The organism is Serratia sp. TSO36 (assembly GCF_057808395.1).
This window is the reverse complement of the sequence record NZ_JBJZOU010000002.1, coordinates 90,900-116,955: the sequence shown is the minus strand read 5'-3', so window position 1 is coordinate 116,955 and position 26,056 is coordinate 90,900. Positions and strand designations below refer to the sequence as shown.

General features: G+C 63.2%; 24 protein-coding genes. 8 read left to right on the top strand and 16 right to left on the bottom strand.

The annotated features are described in order from the left end of the window. Positions 1 to 68 precede the first annotated feature (68 nt). Together ACK3CV_RS00860 and ACK3CV_RS00855 are read right to left on the bottom strand one after the other, a co-directional pair. Positions 69 to 1,412, bottom strand: coding sequence for an esterase-like activity of phytase family protein (locus ACK3CV_RS00860; protein ID WP_164141449.1), 1,344 nt, complete (start codon positions 1,410 to 1,412; stop codon positions 69 to 71). 75 nt (positions 1,413 to 1,487) lie between these two features. Further along, on the bottom strand, positions 1,488 to 2,687 hold the full coding sequence (locus ACK3CV_RS00855; protein WP_072008410.1) for a cyanate transporter: 1,200 nt from the start codon (positions 2,685 to 2,687) through the stop codon (positions 1,488 to 1,490). A gap of 126 nt (positions 2,688 to 2,813) precedes the next feature. Between ACK3CV_RS00855 and ACK3CV_RS00850 the strand changes: the two genes are divergently transcribed. Further along, a complete protein-coding gene (locus tag ACK3CV_RS00850) occupies positions 2,814 to 3,668 on the top strand; it encodes a LysR family transcriptional regulator (RefSeq protein WP_049197051.1) in 855 nt (284 codons plus the stop codon). Positions 3,669 to 3,674: 6 nt separating this feature from the next. Here ACK3CV_RS00850 and ACK3CV_RS00845 read toward each other — a convergent pair whose 3' ends face one another. Further along, complete coding sequence (locus ACK3CV_RS00845; protein ID WP_164039709.1) at positions 3,675 to 4,115, bottom strand: DNA-binding protein; 441 nt, start codon at positions 4,113 to 4,115, stop codon at positions 3,675 to 3,677. After that, the gene (locus tag ACK3CV_RS00840; protein WP_164039753.1) at positions 4,066 to 4,686 is read right to left on the bottom strand and encodes a nucleotidyltransferase domain-containing protein; all 621 of its coding nucleotides are present in this window, start codon (positions 4,684 to 4,686) and stop codon (positions 4,066 to 4,068) included. Before ACK3CV_RS00840 ends, ACK3CV_RS00845 begins: the two co-directional genes overlap by 50 nt. Before the next feature lie 206 nt (positions 4,687 to 4,892). Here ACK3CV_RS00840 and ACK3CV_RS00835 point away from each other — a divergent pair, with 206 nt between their 5' ends. The 3 genes from ACK3CV_RS00835 to ACK3CV_RS00825 all read left to right on the top strand — a co-directional run bounded on the left by ACK3CV_RS00835 (position 4,893) and on the right by ACK3CV_RS00825 (position 7,859). Further along, the gene (locus ACK3CV_RS00835; RefSeq protein WP_049197054.1) at positions 4,893 to 6,281 is read left to right on the top strand and encodes an amidohydrolase family protein; all 1,389 of its coding nucleotides are present in this window, start codon (positions 4,893 to 4,895) and stop codon (positions 6,279 to 6,281) included. A 100-nt stretch (positions 6,282 to 6,381) separates the two neighbouring features. Further along, the gene (locus ACK3CV_RS00830; protein WP_033636578.1) at positions 6,382 to 6,933 is read left to right on the top strand and encodes an isochorismatase family protein; all 552 of its coding nucleotides are present in this window, start codon (positions 6,382 to 6,384) and stop codon (positions 6,931 to 6,933) included. Between the two features lie 2 nt (positions 6,934 to 6,935). Beyond that, on the top strand, positions 6,936 to 7,859 hold the full coding sequence (locus tag ACK3CV_RS00825; RefSeq protein ID WP_033636576.1) for a GlxA family transcriptional regulator: 924 nt from the start codon (positions 6,936 to 6,938) through the stop codon (positions 7,857 to 7,859). Here the strand turns inward: ACK3CV_RS00825 and ACK3CV_RS00820 are convergent. Next, positions 7,854 to 8,846, bottom strand: a complete 993-nt coding sequence (locus tag ACK3CV_RS00820) for an acyltransferase (protein WP_049197058.1) — start codon at positions 8,844 to 8,846, stop codon at positions 7,854 to 7,856. The two genes, ACK3CV_RS00825 and ACK3CV_RS00820, sit on opposite strands and share 6 nt — an antisense overlap. 217 nt (positions 8,847 to 9,063) lie before the next feature. Here ACK3CV_RS00820 and ACK3CV_RS00815 point away from each other — a divergent pair, with 217 nt between their 5' ends. Beyond that, positions 9,064 to 10,311 carry an MFS transporter gene (locus ACK3CV_RS00815; RefSeq protein ID WP_164141447.1) on the top strand — a complete coding sequence of 416 codons (1,248 nt, stop codon included), beginning with the start codon at positions 9,064 to 9,066 and terminating at the stop codon, positions 10,309 to 10,311. 53 nt (positions 10,312 to 10,364) lie between these two features. Here ACK3CV_RS00815 and ACK3CV_RS00810 read toward each other — a convergent pair whose 3' ends face one another. Further along, the gene (locus tag ACK3CV_RS00810) at positions 10,365 to 10,991 is read right to left on the bottom strand and encodes a LysE family translocator (RefSeq protein ID WP_164141445.1); all 627 of its coding nucleotides are present in this window, start codon (positions 10,989 to 10,991) and stop codon (positions 10,365 to 10,367) included. 121 nt (positions 10,992 to 11,112) lie between these two features. Between ACK3CV_RS00810 and ACK3CV_RS00805 the strand changes: the two genes are divergently transcribed. Then, positions 11,113 to 12,024: a LysR family transcriptional regulator gene (locus ACK3CV_RS00805; protein ID WP_164141443.1), complete on the top strand. Its 912-nt coding sequence runs from the start codon at positions 11,113 to 11,115 to the stop codon at positions 12,022 to 12,024. A gap of 11 nt (positions 12,025 to 12,035) precedes the next feature. Here the strand turns inward: ACK3CV_RS00805 and ACK3CV_RS00800 are convergent, their stop codons facing one another. The 10 genes from ACK3CV_RS00800 to fdnG form a co-directional block, all read right to left on the bottom strand. Next, a complete protein-coding gene (locus ACK3CV_RS00800; protein ID WP_033636570.1) occupies positions 12,036 to 12,311 on the bottom strand; it encodes a type II toxin-antitoxin system RelE/ParE family toxin in 276 nt (91 codons plus the stop codon). Continuing rightward, the gene (locus tag ACK3CV_RS00795) at positions 12,311 to 12,571 is read right to left on the bottom strand and encodes a CopG family ribbon-helix-helix protein (protein ID WP_047569919.1); all 261 of its coding nucleotides are present in this window, start codon (positions 12,569 to 12,571) and stop codon (positions 12,311 to 12,313) included. The genes ACK3CV_RS00800 and ACK3CV_RS00795 overlap by 1 nt, the downstream gene beginning before the upstream one ends. A gap of 82 nt (positions 12,572 to 12,653) precedes the next feature. Further along, complete coding sequence (gene selB, locus ACK3CV_RS00790; protein ID WP_164141441.1) at positions 12,654 to 14,495, bottom strand: selenocysteine-specific translation elongation factor; 1,842 nt, start codon at positions 14,493 to 14,495, stop codon at positions 12,654 to 12,656. Further along, on the bottom strand, positions 14,492 to 15,886 hold the full coding sequence (selA, locus tag ACK3CV_RS00785; RefSeq protein ID WP_164141439.1) for an L-seryl-tRNA(Sec) selenium transferase: 1,395 nt from the start codon (positions 15,884 to 15,886) through the stop codon (positions 14,492 to 14,494). The genes selB and selA overlap by 4 nt, the downstream gene beginning before the upstream one ends. A 69-nt stretch (positions 15,887 to 15,955) precedes the next feature. Next, the gene (locus ACK3CV_RS00780) at positions 15,956 to 16,561 is read right to left on the bottom strand and encodes a glutathione S-transferase (RefSeq protein WP_060452988.1); all 606 of its coding nucleotides are present in this window, start codon (positions 16,559 to 16,561) and stop codon (positions 15,956 to 15,958) included. Between the two features lie 40 nt (positions 16,562 to 16,601). Further along, complete coding sequence (locus ACK3CV_RS00775) at positions 16,602 to 17,252, bottom strand: DcrB/PsbP domain-containing protein (protein ID WP_033636562.1); 651 nt, start codon at positions 17,250 to 17,252, stop codon at positions 16,602 to 16,604. 114 nt (positions 17,253 to 17,366) lie between these two features. Continuing rightward, positions 17,367 to 18,296, bottom strand: a complete 930-nt coding sequence (gene fdhE / locus ACK3CV_RS00770; RefSeq protein ID WP_489009788.1) for a formate dehydrogenase accessory protein FdhE — start codon at positions 18,294 to 18,296, stop codon at positions 17,367 to 17,369. Then, the gene (gene fdoI / locus ACK3CV_RS00765) at positions 18,296 to 18,931 is read right to left on the bottom strand and encodes a formate dehydrogenase cytochrome b556 subunit (RefSeq protein ID WP_004934017.1); all 636 of its coding nucleotides are present in this window, start codon (positions 18,929 to 18,931) and stop codon (positions 18,296 to 18,298) included. Before fdoI ends, fdhE begins: the two co-directional genes overlap by 1 nt. Continuing rightward, a complete protein-coding gene (gene fdxH, locus ACK3CV_RS00760; protein ID WP_033649532.1) occupies positions 18,928 to 19,830 on the bottom strand; it encodes a formate dehydrogenase subunit beta in 903 nt (300 codons plus the stop codon). Before fdxH ends, fdoI begins: the two co-directional genes overlap by 4 nt. Positions 19,831 to 19,842: 12 nt before the next feature. Continuing rightward, positions 19,843 to 22,890 (bottom strand): formate dehydrogenase-N subunit alpha, encoded by a 3,048-nt coding sequence (gene fdnG / locus ACK3CV_RS00755; RefSeq protein ID WP_094887892.1) that lies wholly within the window; start codon positions 22,888 to 22,890, stop codon positions 19,843 to 19,845. 415 nt (positions 22,891 to 23,305) lie between these two features. On the opposite strand from fdnG, the gene sodA reads away from it, so the two are divergent. Both sodA and ACK3CV_RS00745 read left to right on the top strand, forming a co-directional pair. Then, the gene (gene sodA / locus ACK3CV_RS00750) at positions 23,306 to 23,926 is read left to right on the top strand and encodes a superoxide dismutase [Mn] (RefSeq protein WP_004934003.1); all 621 of its coding nucleotides are present in this window, start codon (positions 23,306 to 23,308) and stop codon (positions 23,924 to 23,926) included. A gap of 126 nt (positions 23,927 to 24,052) precedes the next feature. Then, positions 24,053 to 25,981 (top strand): methyl-accepting chemotaxis protein, encoded by a 1,929-nt coding sequence (locus tag ACK3CV_RS00745; RefSeq protein WP_164039706.1) that lies wholly within the window; start codon positions 24,053 to 24,055, stop codon positions 25,979 to 25,981. Positions 25,982 to 26,056: the final 75 nt, after the last annotated feature.

The window sequence follows — 26,056 nt, the reverse complement described above, 5'->3', positions numbered from 1 at the left end:
ATAGCGCAGTTTGTTCGCTGCGCTAAGCGGGAAATGGCGGCCGCCGGCGATTCGGCGGCCAGGGAGCGCTACTTCAGGAAATCCTTCACGTCCAGCAGGATGAACTCGTTGTCATCCGCCATATTGGGTTGGCGGCTGGAGGAGAACGGGAAGTTGTTGTCGTTGCCGACGATGATGTGGTTAGCGTCCACCACGTCCACGTTCTCGATGGTGAAGAACGGGAAGGTCAGCACGCCGTCGTTCAGCGGCTTGCGCGCCAGCTTGTTCGGATCCTGGATGTTCATCAGGTCGATATAGGCCAGTTTGTCGACCGGTTTGCCGACGTTGGCGTCCGAGAAAGCGATTTTATACACTCGCTTGAACTTGGCCACCTGGCTGAAGCAGTTGTCGGTCGGCGCGCCGGCGGCGCAGGCTTTATCCGGCGTGCCTTCGCCGTTGTCGCGCTCGATCACCAGCCCGTGAGTGGCGTCGATCATATTGAAGTCGCCGATGGCATTCTGGTTGTCTTCCAGCACGTACTGCCAGCTGCGGCCGGTCCAGGCCTGCTGTTTCACGTCGAACTCCAGCACCCGCAGGTAGCGTTTGCCGCCGACGTTCTCGAACTGCTCGCCGTCCCACAGCGCCCCTTCCAGCAACGGGTACAGCTTGCTGCCGTCCGGCGAGGCGGCCATGCCTTCAAAGCCTTTGGAACGCGCCACCTGGAAGTTCTGCTTGCCGTCCGGCGCGCCCGGCAGGGTCAGCGTCGGGTTGTCCGGCGATTTCACCACCTTGCCGTCCACCTGGGTGTCGAACACCGCCAGCACTTTGCCGTTCAGGTCGGCCTTGATCAGGTAAGGCCCGAACTCTTCGCCGATCCACAAGGCATCGTCGGCAAACTGGAAGCTTTCCGGATCGAAATCGCTGCCGGTCAGATAACGCTGCTCGGTGCTCTCGTTGATGATGTGGAACGGCACCTTTTTATCCGGATCGTGCAGGAAAACCGTCTTCAGCGGCGCGACCGTGCCGTCTTTGAAATCGATCTTGTAGTGGTTGAGATACAGCATGGCGTCCGGCGAGTTGGCCTTGCTGCCGAAGCCGTTGTCGGTCAGCACCCAGTAGGTGCCGTCGGGCATGTGTTTGATGCCGGAGTGGCCCTGCAGCGGCTGGCCTTCGATCGGCAGGCCGAGGCCGGTCAGGCGATCGGCGGATTTGCCCGCCACGCTGCCCAGCTCGGTGACGCGTTTGCCGCTGGTGTACTTACCGCTCAGCTGCAGATCGCTCGGCGCGTCCTTCGGCGTGGAAACGGTGGATTTCACCGGCAGCAGCGCATGCCCGGCCAGCGTCGCTTGCACCGGCTGCGCGTCGGCCCACAGGTTGGCGCTCAGCGCCATGCAGCCGACCAGCAGCGCCAGCCGGGTTTTGGTGTTGTGCATGTCATGGTCCCTTTTCGTTGTTATCGCCCAGAAGTAAAAGCAACGTCACTATAGGGAGCGGCAATGACAGAAATATTATTCGGCGAACGCCCGCCGGTAGCTGTGCGGGTGGAAGCGCCAGGTGATGGCGATCAGCACCACCACCAGCAGCGCGTGGATCTGCCAGTCCAGCACGAAGCCGCCGCTGTAGTCGCGCAGCAGGCCGGAGAGGTAGGGTGTCACGCCCGCCAGCAGGAAACCGACGCCCTGCATAAAGGCCACCAGCCGCCCGGCCGCCGCCGGCTGGTGCAGGTGATCGAGCGCCAGCACCAGGCACAGCGGGAACGCGCCGCCCAGCCCCAGCCCAGAAACCAACACCCACAGCCACGGCAGCGTCTGCGGCAGGTAAATCAGGCCGATAAAGCCGATCAGCTGCATCATCAGCGCCAGCAACAGCAGCGGCCGCCGGTCATGATTGCGCGCCAGCGCCGGCAGCAGCAGCGCACCCACCACCTGGCCGAAGGTCATCAGCGCCAGCAGCGAACCGCTGGCCTGCGGCTGCCAACCGAGCTGCATGTAATACGGCGGCAGCCAGGCGATCAGGCTGGTATAGCCGCCGTTGATCAGGCCGAAATAGGCGCCGAGCAGCCAGGCGCGCCGGTTGCGCAGCAGGCTTGGCCCGCGGTTTTCTCCCGCTGCGCCCAGGCGCGACAGCCCGCGGCTGACCGGCCACCAGGCCAGCAGCGCCACCAGCGCCGGCAATGCCCACCAGGCCAGCGCGCTGTGCCAGTCGTGCCCTATGCTCATCAGCCACGGAGTGATCGCCGCACCCAGCCCGCCGCCGCCCATCAGCGCCGCCGACCACAGCCCGGCCACCAGCGCCATGCTGTTGAGGAAATGATGCTTGATGATGCCGGGCATAACCGCCTGGATCACCCCGATGCCGAGCCCGCCCAGCACCGCGCTCATCAGCAGCTGCACGCTGCCGGGGGCCAGCTCGCGCCAAAGTGCGCCCAACCCGATCGCCAACAGGCTCAACGCCACGGCGCTGCGTTCGCTGAACAGCCGGTTGATGGCGCCACCCGCCAACGCCATCAGGCCCATCATCAGCACCGGCAGCGTGGTCAGCAGCGCCGCGCCGCCAAAGCTCAGCCCGGTGGCCTGGCGCAGCGTCGGCAGCAACGGGCCGATCGAGGTCAACAGCGGCCGCATGTTCAGGCCGATCAACACCAGCGCCAGCAGCAGAGGGTTGAACCAGCGGCGCGAAGAAGGTGAATTAACAGAATGATTTAACAAGGTATATTCCTGGTACTGCGAAATGAAGAGTGCAGCGTCACAGCGCGATCGCCGCAGCGTTGCGTTACTGTAGGCAACGCCGCTAGTATTGGGAAATTAAATAATAAAATAGCCAACAGTGGGAAAATGAATCGCTACCCGATGTTCAATCCGCAGCTGCTGCTCAGCTTCGTCGCCGTATGCGACAGCAACAGCTTCACCCGCGCCGCAGAGCGGGTGTTTTTGTCGCAGTCCACCGTTAGCCAGCAGGTGCGCCGGCTGGAAGAGATGCTGGGCAAGCCGCTGTTTGAGCGCTCCTCGCATCAGGTGCTGCTGACCGAAGAAGGCGTCAAGCTGTTGAGCTACGCGCGCCGCATCATCGCGCTGAATGAAGAAGCCCACGACGCGCTGACCGGCATCTGGCGCGACGGCGTGCTGCGGATCGGCATGCCGGAGGATTTCGCCGTGCCCACCACCGAACTGCTGGCCGACTTCAGCCGCGAGCACCCGCACCTGCGGCTGGACGTCGCCAGCGGCCTGAGCGCCGATCTGCACAGCGCCTACGCGCGTGAAGAGCTGGATCTGATCCTGGTGAAGCAGCGCCGCCGGCAACCGCCGCGCGCCGCGCGGCCGGAACCGCTGCTGTGGCTGGACAGCCTGGCCTTCCCGGCCATCGAGCAATCGCCGGTGCCGCTGGCGGTATTTCCGCTCAGCGGCCTGTACCGCGACGAGCTGTGCCAGGCGCTGGACAACCTCGGCAAACGCTGGCGCATCGGCTACAGCAGCGCCAGTCTGGCGGCGCTGACCGCCGCTTCCGCCGCCGGGCTGGGCATCACCCTGCTGCCGGCCGGCTGCCGTCTGCCCACGCATCGGGTGCTGGGCGAAGCCGAAGGATTGCCGCCGATAGACAGCTTCGAACTGGCGCTCTACTACCGCGACGGTGCTCCCGCCGCCACGCTGTCGCTGGCCCAGCGGCTGGCGGTGTTTTGCAGGTTGAAGTGAGGCCGCTTACGCCACTATCTGCGGATATTCACGTTGCAGCCAGTCGATAAGCCGCCCCCACAGCGCCTCTGTCTGCTCAAGGCAAGCCTGTATCGCCGCGTCCGTCACCAAGTCGCCGGAGTAATCCGCCACGTTGCGCTGCTTTCGCATTGCGTCCAGGCAGATCATTTCCTCGCGCGGCAGCCCTACGGTGAGCGGCAACGATTGGATCATGATCTGGTGATGGCCGGGCTTGCTGGTCAGCGTGCGGTACCCTTTGGCTTGTAAAGCGGCATTAGCCATTTGCATGACCGCCTTATATGCCGTGTCGAAACGGCTCTCATTGCTGAGCTGAGTGATACCCGCATCGCGTCGGTTGCGAGCGGCGGCGGCCAACAATTTTTTAATCGCCCCCGCGTCAGGCGTTATCACCTCCAGTCCCAGCCCGACCAGATTGTCCAGCGTCATCCTTGTCTCCCACAATCCAAAGTTGGGGTTTATCCATAATGTCCTGAATAAACGCGGAGTTCTCGGCCAAAGCTGCTCGCCACTCTTCCGGCGAGTAAAGTTTGGGGTTAATTTCCCGACCCAGCGTTTCCTGCAGCGGATAAACCGCCTGAATCACATCCGCAAAAGACAGTTTACCGACGATCAGAACATCAATATCACTGGCCGCCGTCGCTTTGCCACTGGCGACGGAACCAAAGATGAAAGCCCGTTCGATGTCTTCCCCAAATCCAGTCAGTACCTGCCGTAAGCGCGCAGCCGGCCCGCAAGCCTTGCGGAAAATCGCCGCCAACTCGGGAAAAATCAGGCAATCGGCGTTAGCCTGATAGCAAATTTGGTTGCCCTGCCGCTGCCTGAGCAAGATGCCGCCTTCAGCCAGCCTGCTCAACTCTTTATGTAAAGTCCCGGCCTGAGTTGCGGTGCGCCGCGCAATTTCTCGCACATGAAACGCCTGCCCGGCTTCAATAAACAGCAGGCTTAGCACTTTTCTACGGTATTCGCTGAACAGTAATTCGAGCATCGGATCGTGCATCACGCTGGCCTCAATGTAGCTTTAATGACTACAAATGTAGCCATTAAAGCTGCGAAAGAGCAAGCCAGGAGAACCATCCCACCAGCAGACGCCGATCATTACCAAATCGAATAGTCACCAGTGGCAAATGTCGCTGCCAACCGGCCAGTTCCTCTCCTAAATTGGGGGATGTTTTCACCCCTCACCTCTGGATTAAGGAACCGAACGTGGAAAACCCTCAACAACCGGGCCGCAGAGCCTTCCTCAGCCAAACCGGCAAACTCACCACCGCCTGCGCGGTGATCGGCCTGACGGGCGGCATGGCGCAGGCCGCTTCACCGGGCGACGGGCAGTGCGCACCGGCACCGATGACCCTGACCGATCGCCACTACTGCCTGAGCGAGGTGCGGCTGGAAGACGGCTTTGAATACGACGGCGAAACGGTGATCGGCACCCGCACCGCGCTGTATACGCTGGAGATCAAAGACGGCAAGATCGCCGCCATTCACGCCGCCAACGCCGCGTTGCCCGCCGGCGTGCCCCGCTATAAGGCGCAGGGCCAGCTGCTGCTGCCGGCGTTTCGCGACATGCACATCCACCTGGACAAAACCTTCTACAGCGGCCCGTGGCAGGCGCCGCGCCCGCGCCAGGGCAAAACCATCATGGACATGATCGCACTGGAGCAGACGCTGATCCCGAAACTGCTGCCCACCTCGCAGCAGCGGGCGGAAAACCTGATCGCTCTGCTGCAGTCCAAGGGCAGCACCGTGGCGCGCAGCCACTGCAATATCGATCCGGTAAGCGGCCTGAAAAGCCTGGAGCACCTGCAGCGCGCGCTGGAAAACCACCGGGCGGATTTCAGCTGTGAAATCGTCGCCTTCCCGCAGCACGGGCTGTTGCACTCCAGGGTCGATGCGCTGATGCGCGAAGCGATGCAGATGGGCGTGCAGTACGTCGGCGGGCTGGATCCGACCAACGTCGACGGCGCGATGGAGCAATCGCTCGACGCCATGTTCCAGATCGCCCTCGATACCGGCAAAGGCGTGGATATCCACCTGCATGAGACCAGCCCGGCCGGGGTCGCCGCCATCAACTACATGATCGCCACCGTGGAGCAAAACCCGGCGCTGCGTGGCAAGGTCACCATCAGCCACGCTTTCGCCCTGACCACGCTGACGCCGGGCGAACTGGCGGAAACCGCCACCCGGCTGGCGGCGCAGCAGATCACCATCGCCTCCACGGTGCCGATCGGCGGCCTGATGATGCCGCTGCCGCAGCTCAGTGAGAAAGGGGTGTTCGTGATGACCGGCACCGACAGCGTGATCGACCACTGGTCGCCGTTCGGCACCGGCGACATCCTGGAGAAGGCCAATCTGTACGCCCAGCTGTACCGCGGTTCCGACGAGTATCACCTGTCGCGCGCCATGGCCATCTCCACCGGCGGCGTGCTGCCGCTGGACGATAAGGGCCAGCGCGCCTGGCCAAAAGCCGGCGACGCCGCCGAGTTCGTGCTGGTCAACGCCAGCTGTTCCGCCGAGGCGGTCGCCCGCCTGCCGGCGCGCAGCGCCACCTTCCATCAGGGGCGCCTGGTGGCCGGCCAGGTGAGCAAAGCCTAAGGTCGGTCCGCTGTTGTCATCATGATGGCCGTTTTTGGCCTTCTGCCAGAGTAAGGTGCGGCGCAAGATGGTCGCTACACACACAGGCGGAGGGCCGAAAATGTCACAGAGCGCGTTATTGATCATCGATGTCCAGCAATCATTCCAGCACCGTCCATTCTGGCAGGAGGACGATCTGCCGGCGTTTCAGCAGGCGCTGACGCGCCTGATCGCGGGCTGCCAACAACGCGGCGCAGCGCTGGTCGACGTGCTGCACGTTTCGCCACAGGGGCCGTTCTCGCTGGCTTCGGGCCACGTGCAGCGCCTGCCGTTCCTCACCCACCAGGCGGATATCACCGTGCATAAGCACGTACACAATGCGCTGACCGAATCCGGCCTCGACGCCTGGCTGCGGGAGCGGGATATCAACCACCTGATCGTCTCCGGCATCCGCACCGAGCAGTGCTGCGAAACCACCACCCGGGTAGCGTCCGATCTCGGTTATCGGGTGACCTTCGTCACCGAGGCGACGCTGACCTTCCCGATGCGTCATCCCGACGGTGAAACCTTTACCCCTGCACAGCTGAAGCGGCATACTGAAACCGTACTGGTCGATCGTTTCGCCCGCATCGCCAGCGTGGATGAGGCGCTGGCGCAACTCGCACAGGAGTAACCATGTCGCAGGCCGTCTATTTTCTGCTGTTGCCCAACGTGCTGTCGCTGGACGTCAGCGGCCCGGCGGAAACCCTGCGCCTCGCCGGGCAGTTCAGCCTGCGTTATCTCAGCCCGGCGCCGCAGATCGTCTGCTCCATCGGTATGACGCTGAGCGGCCTGCAGCCGTTGCCCGAACGCCTGGAAGACGGCGCCATTCTGGTGCTGCCGGGCGTCGGCGATTCGCAGCGCTATTTCGCCGGGGAAGAGGCCGAGCAGGCGCGCCGCTGGCTGGCGACGCTGCGGCCCGATCTGCAGCGGCAGCGCATCACCCTGGTGTGCATCTGTTCCGGCGCGCTGCTGGCGGCGCAGGCCGGGCTGCTCGACGGCTATCAGTGCACCACCCACCACGACGTCATCGAACGTATCCGCCGGCAGGCGCCGGCGGCGCAGGTGAAAGAGAACCGTATCTTCGTCGAAGATCGCGGCGTCTACACCAGCGCGGGCATCACCACCGGCATCGATTTGGCGCTGCACCTGGTCCACCGCCACTGCGGCTCCGGCCGGGCGCGCGACGTCGCACGCGACATGGTGGTCTACTTCCGCCGCGCCGGGGACGATCCGCAGCTGTCACCCTGGCTGCGCTACCGCAACCACCTGCACCCGGCGGTACACCGCGCGCAGGACGTGATGGCCGCCGAGCCGGAGGCCGACTGGTCGGTGCCGCAGGTGGCGGAGAAGGCGCACGTCAGCAGCCGCCACCTGGCGCGGCTGTTTCGCAACCACGTCGGCATCAGCGTGCGGGAGTATCATGAGCAGTTGCGGTTGGCGGTGGCGCAACAGCGCCTGCAGCAAGGGTATGGGTTGGAGAAGGCCGCGCTGGCGGCCGGTTTTTCTTCCGGGCGGCAGCTGCGCCGCGCCCAGCAGCGCCAGCGCTCGCCGCTATGACACCAGCCGGCGGGTATCCAGCCGCTGCAGGCCGGCAGACAGCAGCAGGCTGCCCCCCAGCGCCACGCCGAACACCCAGAAGATATCCAGCAGCGGGTGGCCGGTGAAATCCAGGTGCCGATTGCGCATCACGTTGACGATCAGGGCGTGAAAACCGTAAATCGCCAGCGAATGACGGGAAAATACGCTCAGCCAACCGATCGGCTGCGGCAAACAGTGTTTCACCCACACCAGCAGCGCCACCGCCGCCATAAACACCAGCGGGCCGCTGTAGATGTAGTAGGTATCGGCGAAGTTGCCGTTGATGAACAGCTGGTGCTTGGTGCCGCGCGCGATCAGCGCCACGCACAGCGCAAATCCCAGCGCCGCCAGCCAGCCCACGGCGCGCCCGCGCGCCTCCATCATGCCAATCGCCCGCCCTGCCAGTGCATACAGCAGGTAGTAGAAGGTATCGCCGTAGATATACAGGTTAACCGGCAGCAGGTGCGCATTGCCGAAGGTCAGCTTGTCGGTATTCGGGTTGGCGATCGCCGCCAACACCACCAGCGCGGCGGCCAGGTAACGGCGCGACACCGGCTTGACGCTGATCAGCGGCGACAGCAGGTAAATCACCGTAATGGCGTAGAAAAACCACAGATGATAGAACACTGGCTTTTGCAGGATGGCGCGCAGCGACGGCCAGAAGCCGATCTTGGTAAAGGCCGCGATATAGATCAGCGCGATGGCGCTGTAGAACAGAATGCAGCAGGCGATACGGGTGAAATGCCGCCGGCCGGCGCTCTTTTCACCGAAGAACAGGTAGCCGGAAATCATGAAGAACAGCGGCACCGACACGCGCGACAGCGAGTTCAGTGCGTTGGCGATATCCCAGTTGTGCAGCCCTATCGCCGCGCCGTTGGTGACGTAATAGGTAGTGGCGTGGATCATCACCACCATCATGCACGCTATCGCCCGCAGGTTGTCTATCCAGCCGATTTTCTCGCTCAAACGCTCGCCCGATCTTGTGTCATATTGATATGTTAAGAAGAGGTTATCGGGCACGGCGTTCGGCGACAACCCAAAAGCGAAATATCAGAATGCACTTAAACAACACCTTATGATTGCGAAGGTGAACAATTGGCGGCAAAATAGCCGCCACAACTCGCTCAGTTTGCGCTTCCCGCCCTGGCAGTTCCTTTTTCTCTTTTACTATCAGTACAATAATATGAAAACGACATTACCACCTGCGGCACGTTTGGGCCGACAGGCGCTTTTATTCCCTCTTTGTCTGGTGCTGTTCGAGTTCGCCACTTATATCGGCAACGATATGATTCAGCCGGGCATGCTGGCCGTCGTGGCGGATTTCAACGCCGGCGAAGAGTGGGTACCCACCTCGATGACCGCCTATCTGGCCGGCGGCATCTTCCTGCAGTGGCTGCTCGGGCCGCTGTCGGATCGCCGCGGCCGCCGCCCGGTGATGCTGGCCGGGGTGGCGTTCTTTATCGTCTCCTGCCTGGCGATCCTGCTGGTCACCACCATCGAACAGTTCATCGCCATGCGTTTCCTGCAGGGCATCGGCCTGTGCTTTATCGGCGCGGTCGGCTACGCCACCATCCAGGAGTCGTTTGAAGAATCGGTGTGCATCAAGATCACCGCGCTGATGGCCAACGTGGCGCTGATCGCCCCGCTGCTCGGGCCGCTGGCCGGCGCGGCGCTGATCCACGTCGCGCCGTGGCAGAGCATGTTCGTGCTGTTCGCCGCGCTGGCGGCCATCGCCTTCTACGGCCTGTGGAAAGCGATGCCGGAAACCGCCACGCTGCAGGACGAGGCGTTTTCCGCCGCCAACCTGTGGCGCGACTACCGTCAGGTGCTGGGGAACCGCCGCTTCCTGTGCGGCGCTTTGGCGATCGGTTTCGCCAGCCTGCCGCTGCTGGCCTGGATCGCCCAGTCGCCGGTGATCCTGATCAGCGGTGAGTCGCTGTCGACGCTGGATTACGGCCTGCTGCAAATCCCGGTGTTCGGCGCGCTGATCCTCGGCAACCTGACGCTGGCGCGCCTGACCGGCAAAAACAGCGTGGAGCGCCTGATCAAGCTGGGCGCGGGCCCGATGCTGCTGGGGCTGCTGATCGCCGCGCTGGCGACCCAGTTCTCCAGCCATGCCTACCTGTGGATGACCGCCGGCCTGAGCCTATACGCCTTCGGCATTGGCCTGGCCAACGCCGGCCTGTACCGCCTGACGCTGTTCTCCAGCACTGTCAGCAAAGGCACCGTGTCGGCCACCATGGGCATGCTGAGCATGATGGTGTTCACCGTCGGCATCGAACTGGCCAAGGTCGCCTACGTCTGGGGCGGCAGCGGGCTGTTCAACCTGTTCAACCTCATCAGCGGCCTGTGCTGGTTGACGCTGGTGGCGCTGTTTATCGGCAAACGCCGCAACGGCGACCCCACGCCGCAGCCGACCGGCGCGGCTTAAACGCCACGATAAACGCCGGTCCGGTTTCCCGACCGGCGTTTTTTTATGCGGCTTCAGCCGAGCAGACCCCACAGCGCATACCCCGCTCCCACCACCGCCACCCCCAACAGCAGCGATGCCGACAGGACAGAGATCGCCCGCCGCGCGCGCTGCAGCGCCGTTCCCGACAGCAGGGTGATATAGGCCAGCAAGATGGCGAAGTCCGCCAGCACCCACAGCGCGGTCAACAGCGTCAGGCTGGCGCCGATCGAGGGGGTGACGGCGATAAACTGCGGGAAAAAAGCGACGAAGAAGATAATGTCTTTGGGGTTGGCGATGCCCACCAGAAAACCGGTCAGGATCGCCGAGCGTTTTTGCGGCGGCGCAACGGGCTGCGCATCCGGGGTTCGCGCGGATAAATCCTCATACAGCGAGACGATCGCCATACGGCCGATAAACAGGCACCCCAGCAGGCCTATCCACTGCAGCAAGCGCATATCCACCGCGAACAGCCCGGTGATAATCAGCGCGGCGATGCCGATCAGCAACAAAGAGGCCCCATTACTGCCCAGCGCGGTCAACAGCGCGCGCCGGGCGCCAAAGCGCGCCGCGGTGTTGGCCACCATCGCCACCACCGGCCCCGGCGTGGCGATCAGCAAGAAAATGGCGGCGAAATACGCCGCCAGCAACGACAGGTTCATCTTTATTTCACTCACATTCAGTCAGTTGGCGTCGCGCCATTATCCTGCCGCCGCCCCCGCCTTGAAAAAGGAGTAATCCTGTCGTTTACTGTGAATCAGACTCATTATTAGAGACGCCGCGATGGCCAGTTCCCTTCCGCCGCTTTACGCCCTGCGCGCCTTCGAAAGCGCCGCCCGCACCGGCTCGTTCACGCTGGCCGCCGAGGAGCTGCATCTCACCCCGAGCGCCGTCAGCAAGCACATCAAAACGCTGGAGCAGCACTTCGGCTGTCGGCTGTTCCAGCGCAACGGCCCGCGCATCGAGGTCACGCCGCAGGGGAAAATCTTCGCCGCCGAGCTGCAGCAAGGGTTTGGCCGCATCGAGCAAGCGTGCGAGCTGTTCAGAAGCCACCGCGATCTGCTGCGGCTGAAGGCGCCCTCCACGCTGACCCTGCGCTGGCTGCTGGACTGCCTGAGCCGGTTCCGGCAAACGGCGCAGGCGTTCGAGGTGCAGGCAGCCAGCGTCTGGATGGACATCGACAGCGTGGATTTTTTCAGCGAACCCTACGACTGCGCCATCCTGCTCGGCAACGGCCACTTCGGCGCCAACACCGCCGCCGCCAAGCTGTTCGACGAATGGCTGATCCCGATTTGCGCCCCTGCACTGCTCGCCGACGGGCAGCGCGATCTCGCCGCCTGCCCGCTGATCCACCCTTCGCCCGATCGGCGCGACTGGCGGCGCTGGCTGAAAAAAAGCGGCATCGCGGCCCCGATCGATCTCACGCGCGGCCAGGTATTTGATTCGCTGGAACAGGGCAACACGGCGGCCATCGCCGGGCACGGCGTCTCGATCGGCGATCTGGCGCTGAGCCTGCGGACGATTGAGGAGGGGTTATTGGCGCTGCCCTGTGACGCCGCCGTGCGTACCGGCGACGGTTACTATCTGGTTTGGCCGGAAGAATCGGCGAAGCGGCCGCTGATCGAACGCTTACAGGCGTTTCTGACCGCCCAGACGCCCGACGTCAGCCGGGCCGCCGTCAGATTTATCGGGTAGGGGAATTCGGCCTATCGCTCTTCGCGGGTATGCCAAATACGCAGAACATAAATCGTTGCCGGCTGCACCTGGTAACGTATCTCATAACGGCCGACCAGAATACGCCTCACTTCCTGCGGTAAAAACTCGTCCAGTCTTTCACCCAGGCGAGGATTATCAAGCAACGCTTTAGGTGCGGCGACCAAGGCCTTCACCGAATTCGCTGCCGCAGTACGGTTAGCCAAGGCAAGAAACTCAAACAAACGCGCCAAATCCGATAGCGCCTTACTCGTCCATTTTAACTCCATCAGCGCGGTACCGGCAGCGGATCGTCACTGTCCAGGCTGGCAGCCCAGGCTTCTACCGATTCATGATCGATAACGTTTTGCTGTTCGACATCGGCCAGCGCCGCCAGCGTTAACCGACGGCGCTCTTCCTCTTGCTCGAGCCAGGCGGTGAGGGCTTGCTTCACTATCCATCCCCGTGAGCGGTCAAGTTTGGCGGCCATTTCATCCACCTTTTCAGCCAAAGGCAGCGGGACATGAGCGGTGATGACTTTCGTATTCATCGTCTTGCTCCTCAGTACAATCAATATCAATCAAAGTGATTAAAGCTGATTATACCGCCATCAGAGAACAAAAAACACGCAATCAGTTGCCGAACAACCCGCCGTCGCGCAGCAGATGCTCGTTACCCTTGCGGCGGGTAAAGCCGCTGCGATCGAAGAACTCCAGCACCTGGATCGCCAGCTTGCGCCCGACGCCGAGCCGATCGCGGAAGTCGGCGGCGTTGGCGCCGCCCCGTTCAGCATCCAGCTCGCGGATCAGCGCCGCGAACTGATCGATGCGTCGGCTGAGGTAATAGCGATCCACCACCACCGCCGTCACATGGCCCAGCTGAGCCGCCTTGCGCAGCAGCGCCCGCACCCGGCTCTCCTCCTCGCCCAGTTCGCTCGCCAGATCGCGCACCCACCACGGCTCGTCGCCAAACAGCGGTTCGATGCGCGCCCACAGCGGCGCCTCGTCGGCGCTGAACGCCAGACCGTGTTCCGGCAGGTGCAGCCAGCCGCGCGTATTGCGCAGCGCACCGGCCTTCAGCAGCCGATCGATCATCATAAACACCAGCGTTTCCGGCTGCTGGGGCAGGGCCATGCGCCGCAGACGGGCGCGCCCTAAGCCCAGCTGATCGGCGTGCTGTTGGTGGTACTCCGCCAGCACCTGCAGCAGCCGGCTCTCCGCCTGTTGCACCTGATCCTGCGCCAGCGCCCGGTCACCGACGATCAGCAGATCGCGGTTCGCCAGCAGTGCCGCCAGGCCGTCGTCGGTCAACTGACGCGCCCAGGCGAACGCCGTCAGAGACAGCGCGCCGTGCGGCAGCTCAAGCGTCAGCGCCTGCGCATCGTCTTGCGCGTTCGCCAGGGCCTGCAGCCATGCCAGGTAGTCCAGCTGGCGCTTGCCGCGCTTGGGCGCGCTCAGCCTGAGCACCCGGGCTGCGCCCAGCGTTTGCCGTGCGCCGATATCGCGCAGCACCAGCCGATCGTTCTCCGCCAGCCACAGCGGGCGATCGAGGATCAGTTCCGCCAGCCCATCGTTCAGCAGCGAAATGCGCCCGGTGATGTGGCTGGCGGCATGGTGCAGATGCAGCGGCTGCCAATGGCGAATCGGCCGATCCGCTTCCAGCGCCACCAGAATGCGTTCCGCCGCCTCCGGCGGACGCTGCGCCAGCAGCCAGTCGCCGCGCGCGACACGGTCTTTATCGACATCGCCGCTGATGTTCAACGCGATGCGTTGCCCGGCCTGGGCCTGTTCCACGGCCTGATTTTGGGCGTGCAGGCCGCGCACCCGCACCGGCGCGTCGACGCCGGTCAGCCACAGCGTATCCCCCACCTGCACCCGGCCGCCGAGCGCGGTGCCGGTCACCACCAGCCCCGCCCCTTTGACGCTGAACGCACGGTCTACCGCCAGGCGAAAACGGCGCGTCAGCGCGTGCTCGCCGGAGGGCAGCGCCAGCAAATGCGCGCGCAGCGCCTCAATACCCTCTCCCGCCGCCGCCGCGGTAACAAACAGCGGTGCATCGGGCCAGCCCTGGCGCGCCAGTTCGTCGCGCACCTGGCGGCGTACCTCGCCGACACGCGCCGCGTCCACCCGGTCGGCCTTGGTCAGCGCCACCGTCAGCGCCGGGCGCCCGCTCAGGCGCAGGATCGCCAGATGTTCGCGGGTTTGCGCCATCACGCCGTCGTCGCAGGCCACCACCAGCAACGCATGGTCGATGCCGCCGACGCCCGCCAGCATGTTGGCGAGGAATTTCTCGTGGCCGGGCACGTCGATAAAGCCCAGCACCCGGCCGTCCGGCTGCGGCCAGTAGGCGTAACCCAGATCGATGGTCATGCCGCGGCGCTTCTCTTCCGGCAGGCGATCCGCGTTGATCCCGGAGATCGCCTGCAGCAGGGTGGTTTTGCCATGATCGACATGGCCGGCGGTGGCGATGATCATGAGGCGCTCAGCGCGTCGATCAGCGCCCCTTCCTGTTCCAGACAGCGCAGATCCAGCCACAGCCGGCCGTCACCGAGGCGGCCGATCACCGGCTGCGGCAGGCGGCGCCAGCGTTCGGCCAACGCTTCCAGCGTGGCGCCGCGGCCGTCGCGCGGCGTGAAGGTCAGCGCATAGCTGGGCAGGCGATCCACCGGCAGCGAACCGCTGCCAATTTGCGACCAGCACGGTTCGGCGCGCAGCTCGAAATCGGCGGTGAACCGCGGCGCCAGCGCCGCCAGCAGCCGTTCGGCCGCCAGTTGCATCTCCTGCTGCGGGCGGGTCAGCAGCCGCAGCGTCGGCAGCTGCTCAGCCAGTTTTTCCGGCTGCAGATAGAGCCGCAGCGTGGCCTCCAGGGCCGCCAGCGTCAGCTTGCCGACGCGCAGCGCGCGCTTGAGCGGGTGCTGCTGCAGGCGGGCGATCAGCGCCTTTTTGCCGACGATGATCCCGGCCTGCGGGCCGCCCAGCAGCTTATCGCCGGAGAACGTCACCAAGTCGACGCCGGCGGCCAGCAGCCGCTGCGGCATCGGTTCGGCGGGCAGGCCGTACTGCGCCATGTCGATCAGCGAGCCGCTGCCCAGATCGGTGGCGGTCGGCACGCCCTGTTCGGCTCCGAGCTGCGCCAGTTCGGCCTCGTCGACCGCCGCGGTAAAGCCCTGAATGCTGTAGTTGCTGGTGTGCACTTTCATCAACAGGCCGGTCTGCTCGTTGATGGCCTGGCGGTAATCTTTCAGATGGGTGCGGTTGGTGGTGCCGACCTCCACCAGTTGGCAGCCGGCCTGGCGCATCACGTCGGGTATGCGGAATGCGCCGCCGATCTCCACCAGCTCGCCGCGCGACACCACCACCTCTTTGCCGGGGGCGATCGCCGCCAGCATCAGCAGCACCGCCGCCGCGTTGTTATTGACGATGCAGGCGTCCTCCGCGCCGGTCAGCCTGCACAGCAGATCCGCCACCGCCCGATCGCGATGGCCGCGCCCGGCGCCGTCGAGATCGTACTCCAGCGTCACCGCCTCCCCCATCACCGCGCTCACCGCCTCCTTCACCGGCTGCGCCAGCAGGGCGCGCCCGAGGTTGGTGTGCAGCACGGTGCCGCTGAGGTTGAACACCGGCAGCAAAGCCGGGCGTTGCTGCCGGGCCAGCTCCGCCCGCAGTGCCTGCGGCCAGTCGCCGCACCAGGCCGGTAAACGTTGCTGTTGCTTGATAGCGTCACGCGCCTGGGCCTGCAGCCGGCGCAGCAGTTCGCCGATCAGCGTCTGGCCATGCTGCGCCACCAGCGGTTCAATCGCGGGTTCACGCAGCAGGCGGTCGATGGCGGGCAGTTGGCTGTAAAGAAGGTGGGGTTCAGTGCTCATGGTCGCTCGGTTTTCAATTTAGACGTATCGGCATAGCAAAACCCCGCCGCGGCGGGGAGAAAAGAACGTTCAGGGCGGCGCGGTACGGGCGAAGCTTTCACGGGCGAACAGGCGTTCGGCCAGCTTGACCAGCGCCGGGCGCCCGACGCACCAGTTGGGCAGGATGCGGCGGAAATTCAGGTAGCCCAGCGCGCAGCCGGTGGCGATATCCGCCAGCGTCAGCCGCTCGGCATTGAGCCACGTTTTGTCCCTCGCCAGCGCCTCCAGCGCATCCAACCCGTGCGTCAGTTTGTCACGCTGGCGCAGCATCCAGTTTTCGTCCTGTTTTTCCGGCGCGCGCCGGCTTTCGCGAAACAGGGTCGCCGCCGCTTCGGTCACGCCGTCCGCCAGCGCCGCCACCTGGCGGACGCGCAGCGCGGCGGCGCGTTCGGCCGGCAAAAACGCCGGCTCCACCGTCAGCAGTTCGAGGTATTCGGCCACCACCGGCGAGTCGTAAAACACCTCGCCGTCATCGGCGATCAGCACCGGCACCTTGCCAAGCGGGTTCAACGCCTTCACCCGGCTACCGGGCTCATACGGCGGATCGTTGACGAATTCGAACGCGATCCCTTTTTCCAGCAGCATCACGGAAATCTTGCGCACAAAGGGGCTGGTGTAACTACCGATAAGCTTCATCCGATCTCCTCCGCTTCGTCCTGGCCGCAGCGCGGCGCCCTTACTTCACCGCCAGGGTATCGATAATCCGCTGCACCAGCGCCTGATGCACTTCCGGCGTTTTGGCCGGCGACAGCATTTGCAGCGTCACCACCCGCTTGTTGAACACCGTCAACACCAGCGTGGAGACCACCTTTTGCCCGTTGACGGTCTGCTCGGTATCCACCCGGCGAAACTTCTGTTTGCCGACGCTGAAGTTCTCTTCTTTGGTGGTCTGGATATTCTGATAGCGCTCGGCCAGCACCGTGATGGCGCTCTGCGCCAGCTCTTTCAGCATTTTGTCGCTGGTGTTGAGCTTCATGCCGTCCGGCGGGATCACTTCGGAAGAGACCGCGCTCTGGCGCGACTTGCCGTCGAGAAAGCGCTGAATGGTGGAGGTGCTGTCGTTGATGATGCCGCTGTTCAGCGTTTGATCGCTAAAGCCCGGCGGCAGCTCGAAGGTGATTTTGCCCTTCTGCAGCGACACGTTCAGCCCCGGCGGCGCGGGCGGGGTTTCTACCGGCGCAGGCGGCGGCGGTGGCGCGGGCTGCGTCACGGTCGGCTTGGTGTCCGGTGGCGGCACCGCCGGTTTGGTGTCGTCTTTGTTGTCGCAGGCCGCCAGTCCGACCGCCAGCACGGCGACCGCGGTCAGTTTTGCCAGGGTGTTTAACATCGTGGTTCCTTTCGCTTGGCGCGTTATGGCCTAAACGTAGCAACTCGTCCGGGCGAATGCCAGAAGCCCGTGCTGAAATTGCTGGTCCGGCCCCGCGCGAACGGGGCCGGGCGGTTACTCCGCCGGGAACAGGAACGGATTGATGCTGCTGCGGCCAAAGCCTTCTTCTTCCATGCGGGCGTCCAGCACCAGCGAAGCCAGATCGTCGGCCACCGCTTCGACCTGCGGGTCTTTTTCCTGATACAGGATCTTCAGGTAAGTGCCGCAGTCGCCGCAGCTTTCCGCCTTCACCGCCGCCTGCTCGCTGTCCAGCGACCAGTAGTTGAGATCGCGGGTCTGCTCGCAGTTGCTGCACTTCACCCGCACCACGTGCCATTCGCTTTCGCACAGGTTGCAGTGCAGGTAGCGCAGGCCGTTGACGGTGCCGATGTGCACCATGCTGGAGACCGGGATGCTGCCGCACACCGGGCAGAACTGGCGCTGCTCGCCGTATTCGGCGCGCGCCTTGCCGGGGATCAGGCTGGCCATCTGCGCCCAATAGAGCGACAGCGCGGCCCAGAGGAACGGCGCCTTCTCACTGCCTACCTTGCCGAACTCGCGGTTGAGCAAGGCGTCGGCCATCAGCTCCAGCTCATGCGCCGAGGCTTTCTCCAGGTTGTCCAGCACCGCCAGGATATGCTCCGGCGCCTGCGGGCGCAGCTCGGCGATCAGCGACGCCAGCAGCTTGCGCCAGTGCTCGCTGCGCGGGAACACGCTCAGATCGAGCGGCGGTTTGCCGCTGGCGGCGCCCTGCGCCAGCGCTTCGCTAAGATCGAGCTGCAGCGGATTATCGTGCAGCGCATGCTGCTGCGCCTCCGCCAGCTCGGCGGCGAAGTTCAGATAGTCGCCCAGCGGATTGTCGACAGCCAGCTGACGCAGGCGATCGGCGCGGCGGCTGTACAGGCTTTTCAGGTTGGCGAAAAGTAACGGCGGGATGTTCTCCGCCGTTGAGGACTTCTCACGCTGTGCCCCTAACTGCTCTTTAGGAACGATGCGGATACTCATCAGGGTTTATCTTCCTGTCGTTTCTCGCGGACCTCGCGGTACCAGCGCGGATGATGTTTCTTGGCCCAGGCCGCCGGCACCCAGCCTTCCACCATCGCGGTAATGGTGCCTTTTACCCACAATGCGGCGTAAATGTGCACCATAATCACGATAATCAGGCCGACCGCGGCCAGCGAATGCACCAGCAGCGCGATGCGGATCAGCGGGATGGAGAACGACGGCGCAAAATACGGCCGCCAGATCACCACGCCGCTGGCCAGCAGCAGCACCAGGCTGATAATCGCCGCCCAGAACACGCACTTCTGGCCGAAATTATAGCGCCCGGTGTCACCCACTTCCTCGTTCATGGCGATTTTGTGGATGTTCTTGGCCCAGACGATATCTTCCCGGTTGATCAGGTTATGCTTCCAGTAGCGCAGGAACATCAGCAGGAACGCGGCAAACATGATCACCCCGACAAACGGGTGCAGAATGCGCGCCAGCTGCGGCGTCCCGAAGATGTTCATCAGCCAGTTGAAGGAGGGGAAGAAGAACCCCAGCCCGCTGATGGCGGCGAACACAAAGCAGAACGCCACGATCCAGTGGTTGATGCGCTCCGGTGCGCTGTAACGCTGAATGGGCTTTTCCTTTCTCATTTGCGCGTCTCCTCGTCGTGCGACTCGTCGTGCTCGTCCTCATCGTCGACGCGGTTAGGCCCGACGCCGACATAGTGGAACACGCTGGCCGCGAAGGTGGCGGCAAAGCCGATGGCCGCCAGGGGTTTCCACACGCCCTTCCAGAAGGTCACCGCCGGGCTGATGCTCGGGTTGTCCGGCAAACCGTGGTACAGCTGCGGTTTGTCGGCGTGGTGCAGCACGTACATCACGTGCGTGCCGCCCACCCCCGCCGGATCGTACAGACCGGCGTTCTGGTAGCCGCGGGTGTTCAGCTCGCTGACGCGATCCGCCGCCACCTGCTTCATCGCTTCCTTGGTGCCGAAGTGAATGGCGCCGGTCGGGCAGGTTTTCACGCAGGCCGGTTCCTGGCCGACGTCCACGCGGTCGACGCACAGGGTGCACTTGTACACCCGGTTGTCGTCCTTGTTCATGCGCGGCACGTCGAACGGGCAGCCGGCGATGCAGTAGCCGCAGCCGATGCAGTGCTCGGACTGGAAGTCGACGATGCCGTTGGCGTACTGAATGATCGCGCCTTCCGACGGGCAGGCCTTCAGGCAGCCCGGATCGGCGCAGTGCATGCAGCCATCCTTGCGGATCAGCCATTCCAGCTTGCCGTTTTCCTCCACCTCGGAGAAGCGCATCACCGTCCACGACTTGGCGGTCAGATCGGCGGGGTTATCGTACACCCCGACGTTGTGCCCCACTTCGTCGCGGATGTCGTTCCATTCGGAACAGGCCACCTGACAGGCCTTGCAGCCGATACAGGTGGTGACATCGATCAGTTTGGCCACTTCTTCCTGGTGGTCACGGGCGCGCGGCGCCGGCGTGAAACCATTGGTGGCGGATTTACGAATGATGTCTTGAGATTGCATGGCCATAATTCGTCTCCGTTACACCTTTTCCACGTTGACCAGGAACGCCTTGAACTCCGGCGTTTGCGTATTGGCGTCGCCGACGAACGGCGTCAGCGTGTTGGCGATAAAGCCTTTCTTCGCCACCCCTTCGTAACCCCAGTGGATCGGGATGCCGATGGTGTCGACTTCCTGGCCGTGCACCTGCAGCGTGCGAATACGCTTGGTCACCACCGCCTTGGCCTTGATGTAGCCGCGGTTGGAGCTGACCTTCACGGTATCGCCGTGCTTGATGCCTTTTTTCTCCGCCAGCTTCTCGCCGATCTCCACAAACTGCTCAGGCTGCGCGATGGCGTTCAGCAACGCGTGCTTGGTCCAGTAGTGGAAGTGCTCGGTCAGACGATAGGTGGTACCGACGTACGGGAACTTGTCGGATTTGCCCATCGCCGCCAGATCGTCCTTGAACACGCGCGCCGCCGGGTTGGACACCACGTTCGGGTGCAGCGGGTTGGTGCCGAGCGGCGTTTCGAACGGCTCGTAGTGTTCAGGGAACGGCCCTTCCGCCATCTTGTCGGTGGCGAACAGGCGGCCCATGCCTTCCGGCTGCATGATGAACGGCCCGACGTCGCTGCCCGGCGCGGCGGTGCTGTAGTCCGGGATATCGGCCCCGACCCACTTGGCGCCGTCCCACTCCAGCAGCTGGCGTTTCGGATCCCACGGTTTACCCTGCGGATCCGCCGAGGCGCGGTTATACAGGATGCGGCGGTTGAGCGGCCATGCCCAGGCCCAGCCCAGCGTATTGCCGAGGCCGGACGGATCGGCGTTGTCGCGCCGCGCCATCTGGTTGCCGGCCGGCGTCCAGCTGCCGGCGAAGATCCAGCAGCCGCTGGCGGTGGTGCCGTCGTCGCGCAGCTGCGCGAACGAGCTGAGCAGCTCGCCTTTTTTCACCAGCACCTTGCCGTCGGCATCCAGCAGATCCGCCAGCGCCTTGCCGTTGTTTTCCTGCGCCACCTCTTCCGGCGCCGGGTTGTCCGGCGTCAGGTAGTCCCAGGTCATGTTCAGCACCTGTTCCGGCACCGCACCGCCGTCGCGCGCATACATCTCGCGCAGGCGGCTGAAGATGCCCGCCAGGATCTCGCCGTCGTTCAGCGCTTCGCCCGGGGCGTCCGCGCCTTTCCAGTGCCACTGCAGCCAGCGGCCGGAGTTGACGATCGAGCCGTTCTCTTCGGCGAAGCAGGTGGACGGCAGGCGGAACACTTCGGTCTGGATCTGCGCAGGATCCACCTCGTTGAACTCGCCGTGGTTCTGCCAGAAGTTGGAGGTCTCGGTGTTCAACGGATCGATGGTCACCAGGAACTTCAGCTTGGACAGCGAAGCCACCACCTTGTTTTTGTTCGGGAACGACGCCACCGGGTTAAAGCCCTGGCAGAAGTAGCCGTTGACCTTGCCCTGCGCCATCATCTCGAAGTACTGCAGCACGTCGTAGCCTTTGTCCCACTTCGGCAACCAGTCAAAGCCCCAGCTGTTGTCCTTCTGCGCCTTGTCGCCGTAGAAGGTCTTCATCATGCTGACGAAGAATTTCGGGTAGTTGCCCCAGTAGTTCACCTGGCCCGGCAGCAGCGCCTTCGGCGTATTGGCCTTCAGGTAGGTGTCGAGATCGGTCTGTTTCTCCGACGGCAGCGTCAGGTAGCCCGGCAGGCTCTGCGACAGCAGGCCGAGATCGGTCAGACCCTGAATGTTGGAGTGGCCGCGCAGCGCGTTGACGCCGCCGCCCGCCATGCCCATGTTGCCGAGCAGCAGCTGGATCATCGCCATGGTGCGGATGTTCTGCGCGCCGACCGAGTGCTGAGTCCAGCCCAGGGCGTACAGGAACGAAGCGGTTTTATCCGCGACGCAGGTTTCGGCGATGTATTCGCACACCTTGAGGAAATCGTCCTTCGGCGTGCCGCAGATGTTGGTCACCACGTCAGGCGTGTAGCGGCTCACGTGCTGTTTCAGCATGTTCCACACGCAGCGCGGATCCTGCAGCGTGACGTCGCGCTTGGCGAAGCCGTTCTCGTCGAACTGGTAGTTCCAGGTGGTTTTGTCGTACTTGCGGTTTTCCGCGTCGTAGCCGCTGAACAAGCCGTCTTCGAAGGCAAAATCTTCCCGCACCAGCAGGCTGGCGTTGGTGTAGGCCTCGACGTACTCGCGGTTAAACTTGTTGTTGGTCATCAGATACAGCAACACGCCCGACAGGAAAGCGATGTCGGTCCCGGAGCGGATCGGCGTGTAGAAGTCCGCCACCGATGCGGTTCGGGTAAAGCGCGGATCGATCACGATCAGCTTGGCATTGTTGTGTATTTTGGCTTCCATCGCCCAGCGGAACCCCACCGGATGCGCTTCCGCCGCATTACCGCCCATGACGATAATCAAATTCGCGTTCTTGATATCAACCCAGTGGTTGGTCATCGCACCGCGACCAAATGTTGGAGCAAGACTTGCTACCGTTGGTCCGTGTCAGACACGCGCCTGGTTGTCTACGGCAAGCATGCCGAGAGCGCGACTAAATTTTTGCGACAGAAAACCGGTTTCGTTGCTGGCGGCCGAGGCGCACAGCATGCCGGTGGTCAGCCAACGGTTGACGGTAACGCCCTGATCGTTGGTTTTGATGAAGTTGGCGTCGCGGTCTTCTTTCACCAGCTTGGCGATGCGGGTAAAGGCGTCGTCCCAGCTGATGCGTTGCCATTTGTCCGATCCTGGCGCCCGGTATTCCGGGTACTTGAGGCGGCTTTCGCTGTGGATGAAGTCAACCAGGCCGGCGCCTTTCGGGCAAAGCGCGCCGCGGTTTACCGGATGATCCGGATCCCCTTCGATATGGAAAATGCTTTCTTTGGCGTTTTTGGCGCCATCACCAAGGCTGTACATCAACAGCCCACAGCCGACGGAACAATACGTACAGGTATTACGGGTCTCGCGGGCGCGCAGCAGTTTGTACTGCCGGGTTTCCGCCAACGCCACTTCGGGGGCAAAGCCCAGCGCGGCCACCGTCGTTCCTGCCATACCGCCAGCGCAGATCTTAAAGAACTGCCTTCTGCTGACCTGCATGGGGGTCTCCTTTACTCTCGATTGTCACATTGTTCAAAAGCGCCTGCCCGCTAGCGCGGCAAACGCGAATGTCACTGTTGTTATGCTTGCTACGAACGCCGGCCATATTACCACAGCGTGCTTGTGGTTGTTACACACTCGTGCTCATTCAGTGAACGCTTTGGCACATTTCGATACATTTCGGCGTTGGCGCTCCCTACAGTATAGAGAGTAACCCGCGCGCCGGGGCGACGGCTTCACGCAGCCATCCGCCCCTTCTTCTATCAGTAGGTTAGCGCAGCGATTTGATCGTTAACCACACAGTTCACAGGGCATTGATAATCATTTTCAATATCATTTAATTAACTATAATGATCCGACTGCTTACGCGGTGCTCACGCTTTGCGCCGCCCATACACCACTGGAGATGATGATTATGAGTTATTCACTGCCATCCCTGCCGTACGCTTACGACGCACTGGAACCGCATTTCGACAAGCAGACGATGGAAATCCATCACACCAAACACCATCAGACCTACGTCAACAACGCCAACACCGTGCTGGAAGCCTACCCTGAGCTGGCCAAATACAGCGTTGAAGAGCTGATCCAGGATCTGGATAAAGTGCCTGCCGACAAACGCACCTTCATGCGCAACAACGCCGGCGGCCACGCCAACCACAGCTTCTTCTGGAAAAACCTGAAAACCGGCACCACGCTGGGCGGCGATCTGAAAGCAGCCATCGAGCGCGATTTCGGCAGCGTTGAGAAATTCCAGGAAGAGTTCGAGAAAGCCGCTGCCACCCGCTTCGGTTCCGGTTGGGCCTGGCTGGTGCTGAAAGACGGCAAACTGGCCGTGGTGTCTACCGCTAACCAGGACAGCCCGCTGATGGGCGAAGCGGTCGCCGGCGCTTCCGGTTTCCCAATCATCGGCCTGGACGTGTGGGAACACGCTTACTACCTGAAATATCAGAACAAACGTCCTGACTACATCAAGGCGTTCTGGAACGTGGTCAACTGGGATGAAGCCGCCGCACGCTTCGCCGCGAAGAAGTAATTCGCCCCCGTTGATGAAGATGCCCGCCACCGGCGGGTATTTTTTTGCCTGAAATCCGCTAAAGTTTGACCACGTCTTGCCGATGATTTGTTCAATTGACGTTCGCCCGGAGAAGGAAAAAACGCTATGGCGGCATTGCAAGCATTGGCAGGAAAGTTCACTCATCTCACCGTAGGTAAAAAGCTCGGTCTCGGCTTCGCACTGTTGCTGCTGTTAGCGGTCATCATCGCCGGCACCGGGGCGCAATATCTGCATATCATCGAATCACGCGCCGATCGCATCGACTTCAGCAACCGGCTGAACGAAGAGATCAACCAGGCCAAATACAACCGCGCCATGTACGGCCAGACCTACCGGCCAGAGTATATTCAGAACAACCGCACCAATATTGAAAACGCCGTCAAACTGATAGACCACGGGCAGGCGCTGGACTGGGACGCCCAAAGCCGCAAGGATCTGCAGCGTCTGGTGACGCTGATCGGGGAATATCAGCAGCAGCAAAAAGAGTTTGAACAGGCGGTCACGGCGAAAGACGCGGTGCGCCAGAGCTGGAACATGTCGGAAGTGCAGGCCAGCCTGAGCCAGGTGGAGCGCCAGCTGACCAACGGCGATCTGCAGTTGGCCTTTATCCAGCTGAACCAGAAGCTGACCCAGGTGCGCTACGGCGCGCGCGGCCTGCTGCTGAGCCTGAACAAGGAAACCGAAGCCCCGCTGATGGCGGCCATCGATGACGCGCGCGACGCGGCCAGTGCCTTGAGCCGCCGGGTCAGCGACGCGCAGCGCCCGCAGCTGCAACCGCTGCTGGCCGCGCTGGACGATTACAAAAACCGCATCGCGGCCTACCTGCCTGCCTATGAGCACGAGCAGCAGATCAGCCGGCGGCTCGGCGAACGCGCGCAGGCGATCGGCATGCTGGTGAACGCCTTTATGCAGGACGAGCTGGCGCAGACCCACAATGATATCAATCTGGCGCAGCTGCAGATGGGCATCACCACGCTGATCGCCATCATCGCCGGGGTGCTTATCGCCTGGCGCATCACCCTGCAGATCACCCGTCCGCTGCACAGCACGCTGGCCATGGCGGAACGCATCGCCGGCGGCGACCTGCGCCAGGCGCAGACCAGCACCCGCCGCGACGAGCTGGGGCAGCTGCTGAACGCGGTGGCGGCGATGAGCCAAAACCTGCGCACCATGATTGAGAAGATCCAGATGGGGGTCAGCCAGGTCTCCACCGCCTCGGCGGAAATTGCCGCCGGCAACACCGACCTCTCCTCACGCACCGAACAGCAGGCGGCGGCGGTCGAGGAAACCGCCGCCAGCATGGAACAACTGACCGCCACGGTGAAACAGAACGCCGACAACGCCCATCACGCCAATCAGCTGGCCACCGATGCCTCGCAGACCGCGCAGCAGGGCGGCAAGCTGGTGGAAAACGTGGTCAGCACCATGCGCGATATTTCCAGCAGTTCGCAGCGTATCGCCGAAATTACCACCCTGATCAACGGCATTGCCTTCCAAACCAATATCCTGGCGCTCAACGCCGCGGTGGAAGCGGCGCGCGCCGGCGAACAGGGCCGCGGCTTCTCGGTGGTCGCCAGCGAAGTGCGCAGCCTGGCGAGCCGCAGCGCCCAGGCGGCCAAGGAGATCGAAGGGCTGATCGCCGAATCGGTCAGCCGGGTGAAAACCGGCACCGAGCTGGTGGAAAGCACCGGCAACACCATGGAACAGATCGTCCGCTCGGTCACCCACGTGCGCGACATCATGGCTGAAATCGCCGCCGCTTCCGATGAGCAGACGCGAGGCATCGCCCAGATTGGCCAGGCGATAGTCGAGATGGACCACACCACCCAGCAGAACGCCGCGCTGGTGGAAGAGTCCGCCGCCGCCGCCGATTCGCTGGAAGAACAGGCCGACATGCTGCTGCAGAGCGTCTCGGTGTTCCGTTTGGCGGAGCAGAACGAACCCGCCGCCGTGAAAGCCGCCGCGCCGAAAGCGCCGGCGGTAAAACCCGCAGCCACCAACGCCGCTGCGGAAGAGAACTGGACCACCTTCTGACGCCCCGCCGCCCGCCCGAGGATTTTCGGGCGGGTTGTTATGTCCCCCCGGCGCAACTCAGGCTATGCTGAGCCT

What these genes read in the sequence shown, in the direction of transcription:
- ACK3CV_RS00860 (WP_164141449.1), bottom strand. Translation starts at nt 1,412, where the DNA reads ATGCACAACACCAAAACCCGGCTGGCGCTGCTGGTCGGCTGCATGGCG.
- ACK3CV_RS00850 (WP_049197051.1), top strand. Translation starts at nt 2,814, where the DNA reads ATGAATCGCTACCCGATGTTCAATCCGCAGCTGCTGCTCAGCTTCGTC.
- ACK3CV_RS00845 (WP_164039709.1), bottom strand. Translation starts at nt 4,115, where the DNA reads ATGACGCTGGACAATCTGGTCGGGCTGGGACTGGAGGTGATAACGCCT.
- ACK3CV_RS00840 (WP_164039753.1), bottom strand. Translation starts at nt 4,686, where the DNA reads ATGCACGATCCGATGCTCGAATTACTGTTCAGCGAATACCGTAGAAAA.
- ACK3CV_RS00830 (WP_033636578.1), top strand. Translation starts at nt 6,382, where the DNA reads ATGTCACAGAGCGCGTTATTGATCATCGATGTCCAGCAATCATTCCAG.
- ACK3CV_RS00825 (WP_033636576.1), top strand. Translation starts at nt 6,936, where the DNA reads ATGTCGCAGGCCGTCTATTTTCTGCTGTTGCCCAACGTGCTGTCGCTG.
- ACK3CV_RS00815 (WP_164141447.1), top strand. Translation starts at nt 9,064, where the DNA reads ATGAAAACGACATTACCACCTGCGGCACGTTTGGGCCGACAGGCGCTT.
- ACK3CV_RS00810 (WP_164141445.1), bottom strand. Translation starts at nt 10,991, where the DNA reads ATGAACCTGTCGTTGCTGGCGGCGTATTTCGCCGCCATTTTCTTGCTG.
- ACK3CV_RS00805 (WP_164141443.1), top strand. Translation starts at nt 11,113, where the DNA reads ATGGCCAGTTCCCTTCCGCCGCTTTACGCCCTGCGCGCCTTCGAAAGC.
- ACK3CV_RS00800 (WP_033636570.1), bottom strand. Translation starts at nt 12,311, where the DNA reads ATGGAGTTAAAATGGACGAGTAAGGCGCTATCGGATTTGGCGCGTTTG.
- ACK3CV_RS00795 (WP_047569919.1), bottom strand. Translation starts at nt 12,571, where the DNA reads ATGAATACGAAAGTCATCACCGCTCATGTCCCGCTGCCTTTGGCTGAA.
- selB (WP_164141441.1), bottom strand. Translation starts at nt 14,495, where the DNA reads ATGATCATCGCCACCGCCGGCCATGTCGATCATGGCAAAACCACCCTG.
- selA (WP_164141439.1), bottom strand. Translation starts at nt 15,886, where the DNA reads ATGAGCACTGAACCCCACCTTCTTTACAGCCAACTGCCCGCCATCGAC.
- ACK3CV_RS00780 (WP_060452988.1), bottom strand. Translation starts at nt 16,561, where the DNA reads ATGAAGCTTATCGGTAGTTACACCAGCCCCTTTGTGCGCAAGATTTCC.
- ACK3CV_RS00775 (WP_033636562.1), bottom strand. Translation starts at nt 17,252, where the DNA reads ATGTTAAACACCCTGGCAAAACTGACCGCGGTCGCCGTGCTGGCGGTC.
- fdhE (WP_489009788.1), bottom strand. Translation starts at nt 18,296, where the DNA reads ATGAGTATCCGCATCGTTCCTAAAGAGCAGTTAGGGGCACAGCGTGAG.
- fdoI (WP_004934017.1), bottom strand. Translation starts at nt 18,931, where the DNA reads ATGAGAAAGGAAAAGCCCATTCAGCGTTACAGCGCACCGGAGCGCATC.
- fdxH (WP_033649532.1), bottom strand. Translation starts at nt 19,830, where the DNA reads ATGGCCATGCAATCTCAAGACATCATTCGTAAATCCGCCACCAATGGT.
- sodA (WP_004934003.1), top strand. Translation starts at nt 23,306, where the DNA reads ATGAGTTATTCACTGCCATCCCTGCCGTACGCTTACGACGCACTGGAA.
- ACK3CV_RS00745 (WP_164039706.1), top strand. Translation starts at nt 24,053, where the DNA reads ATGGCGGCATTGCAAGCATTGGCAGGAAAGTTCACTCATCTCACCGTA.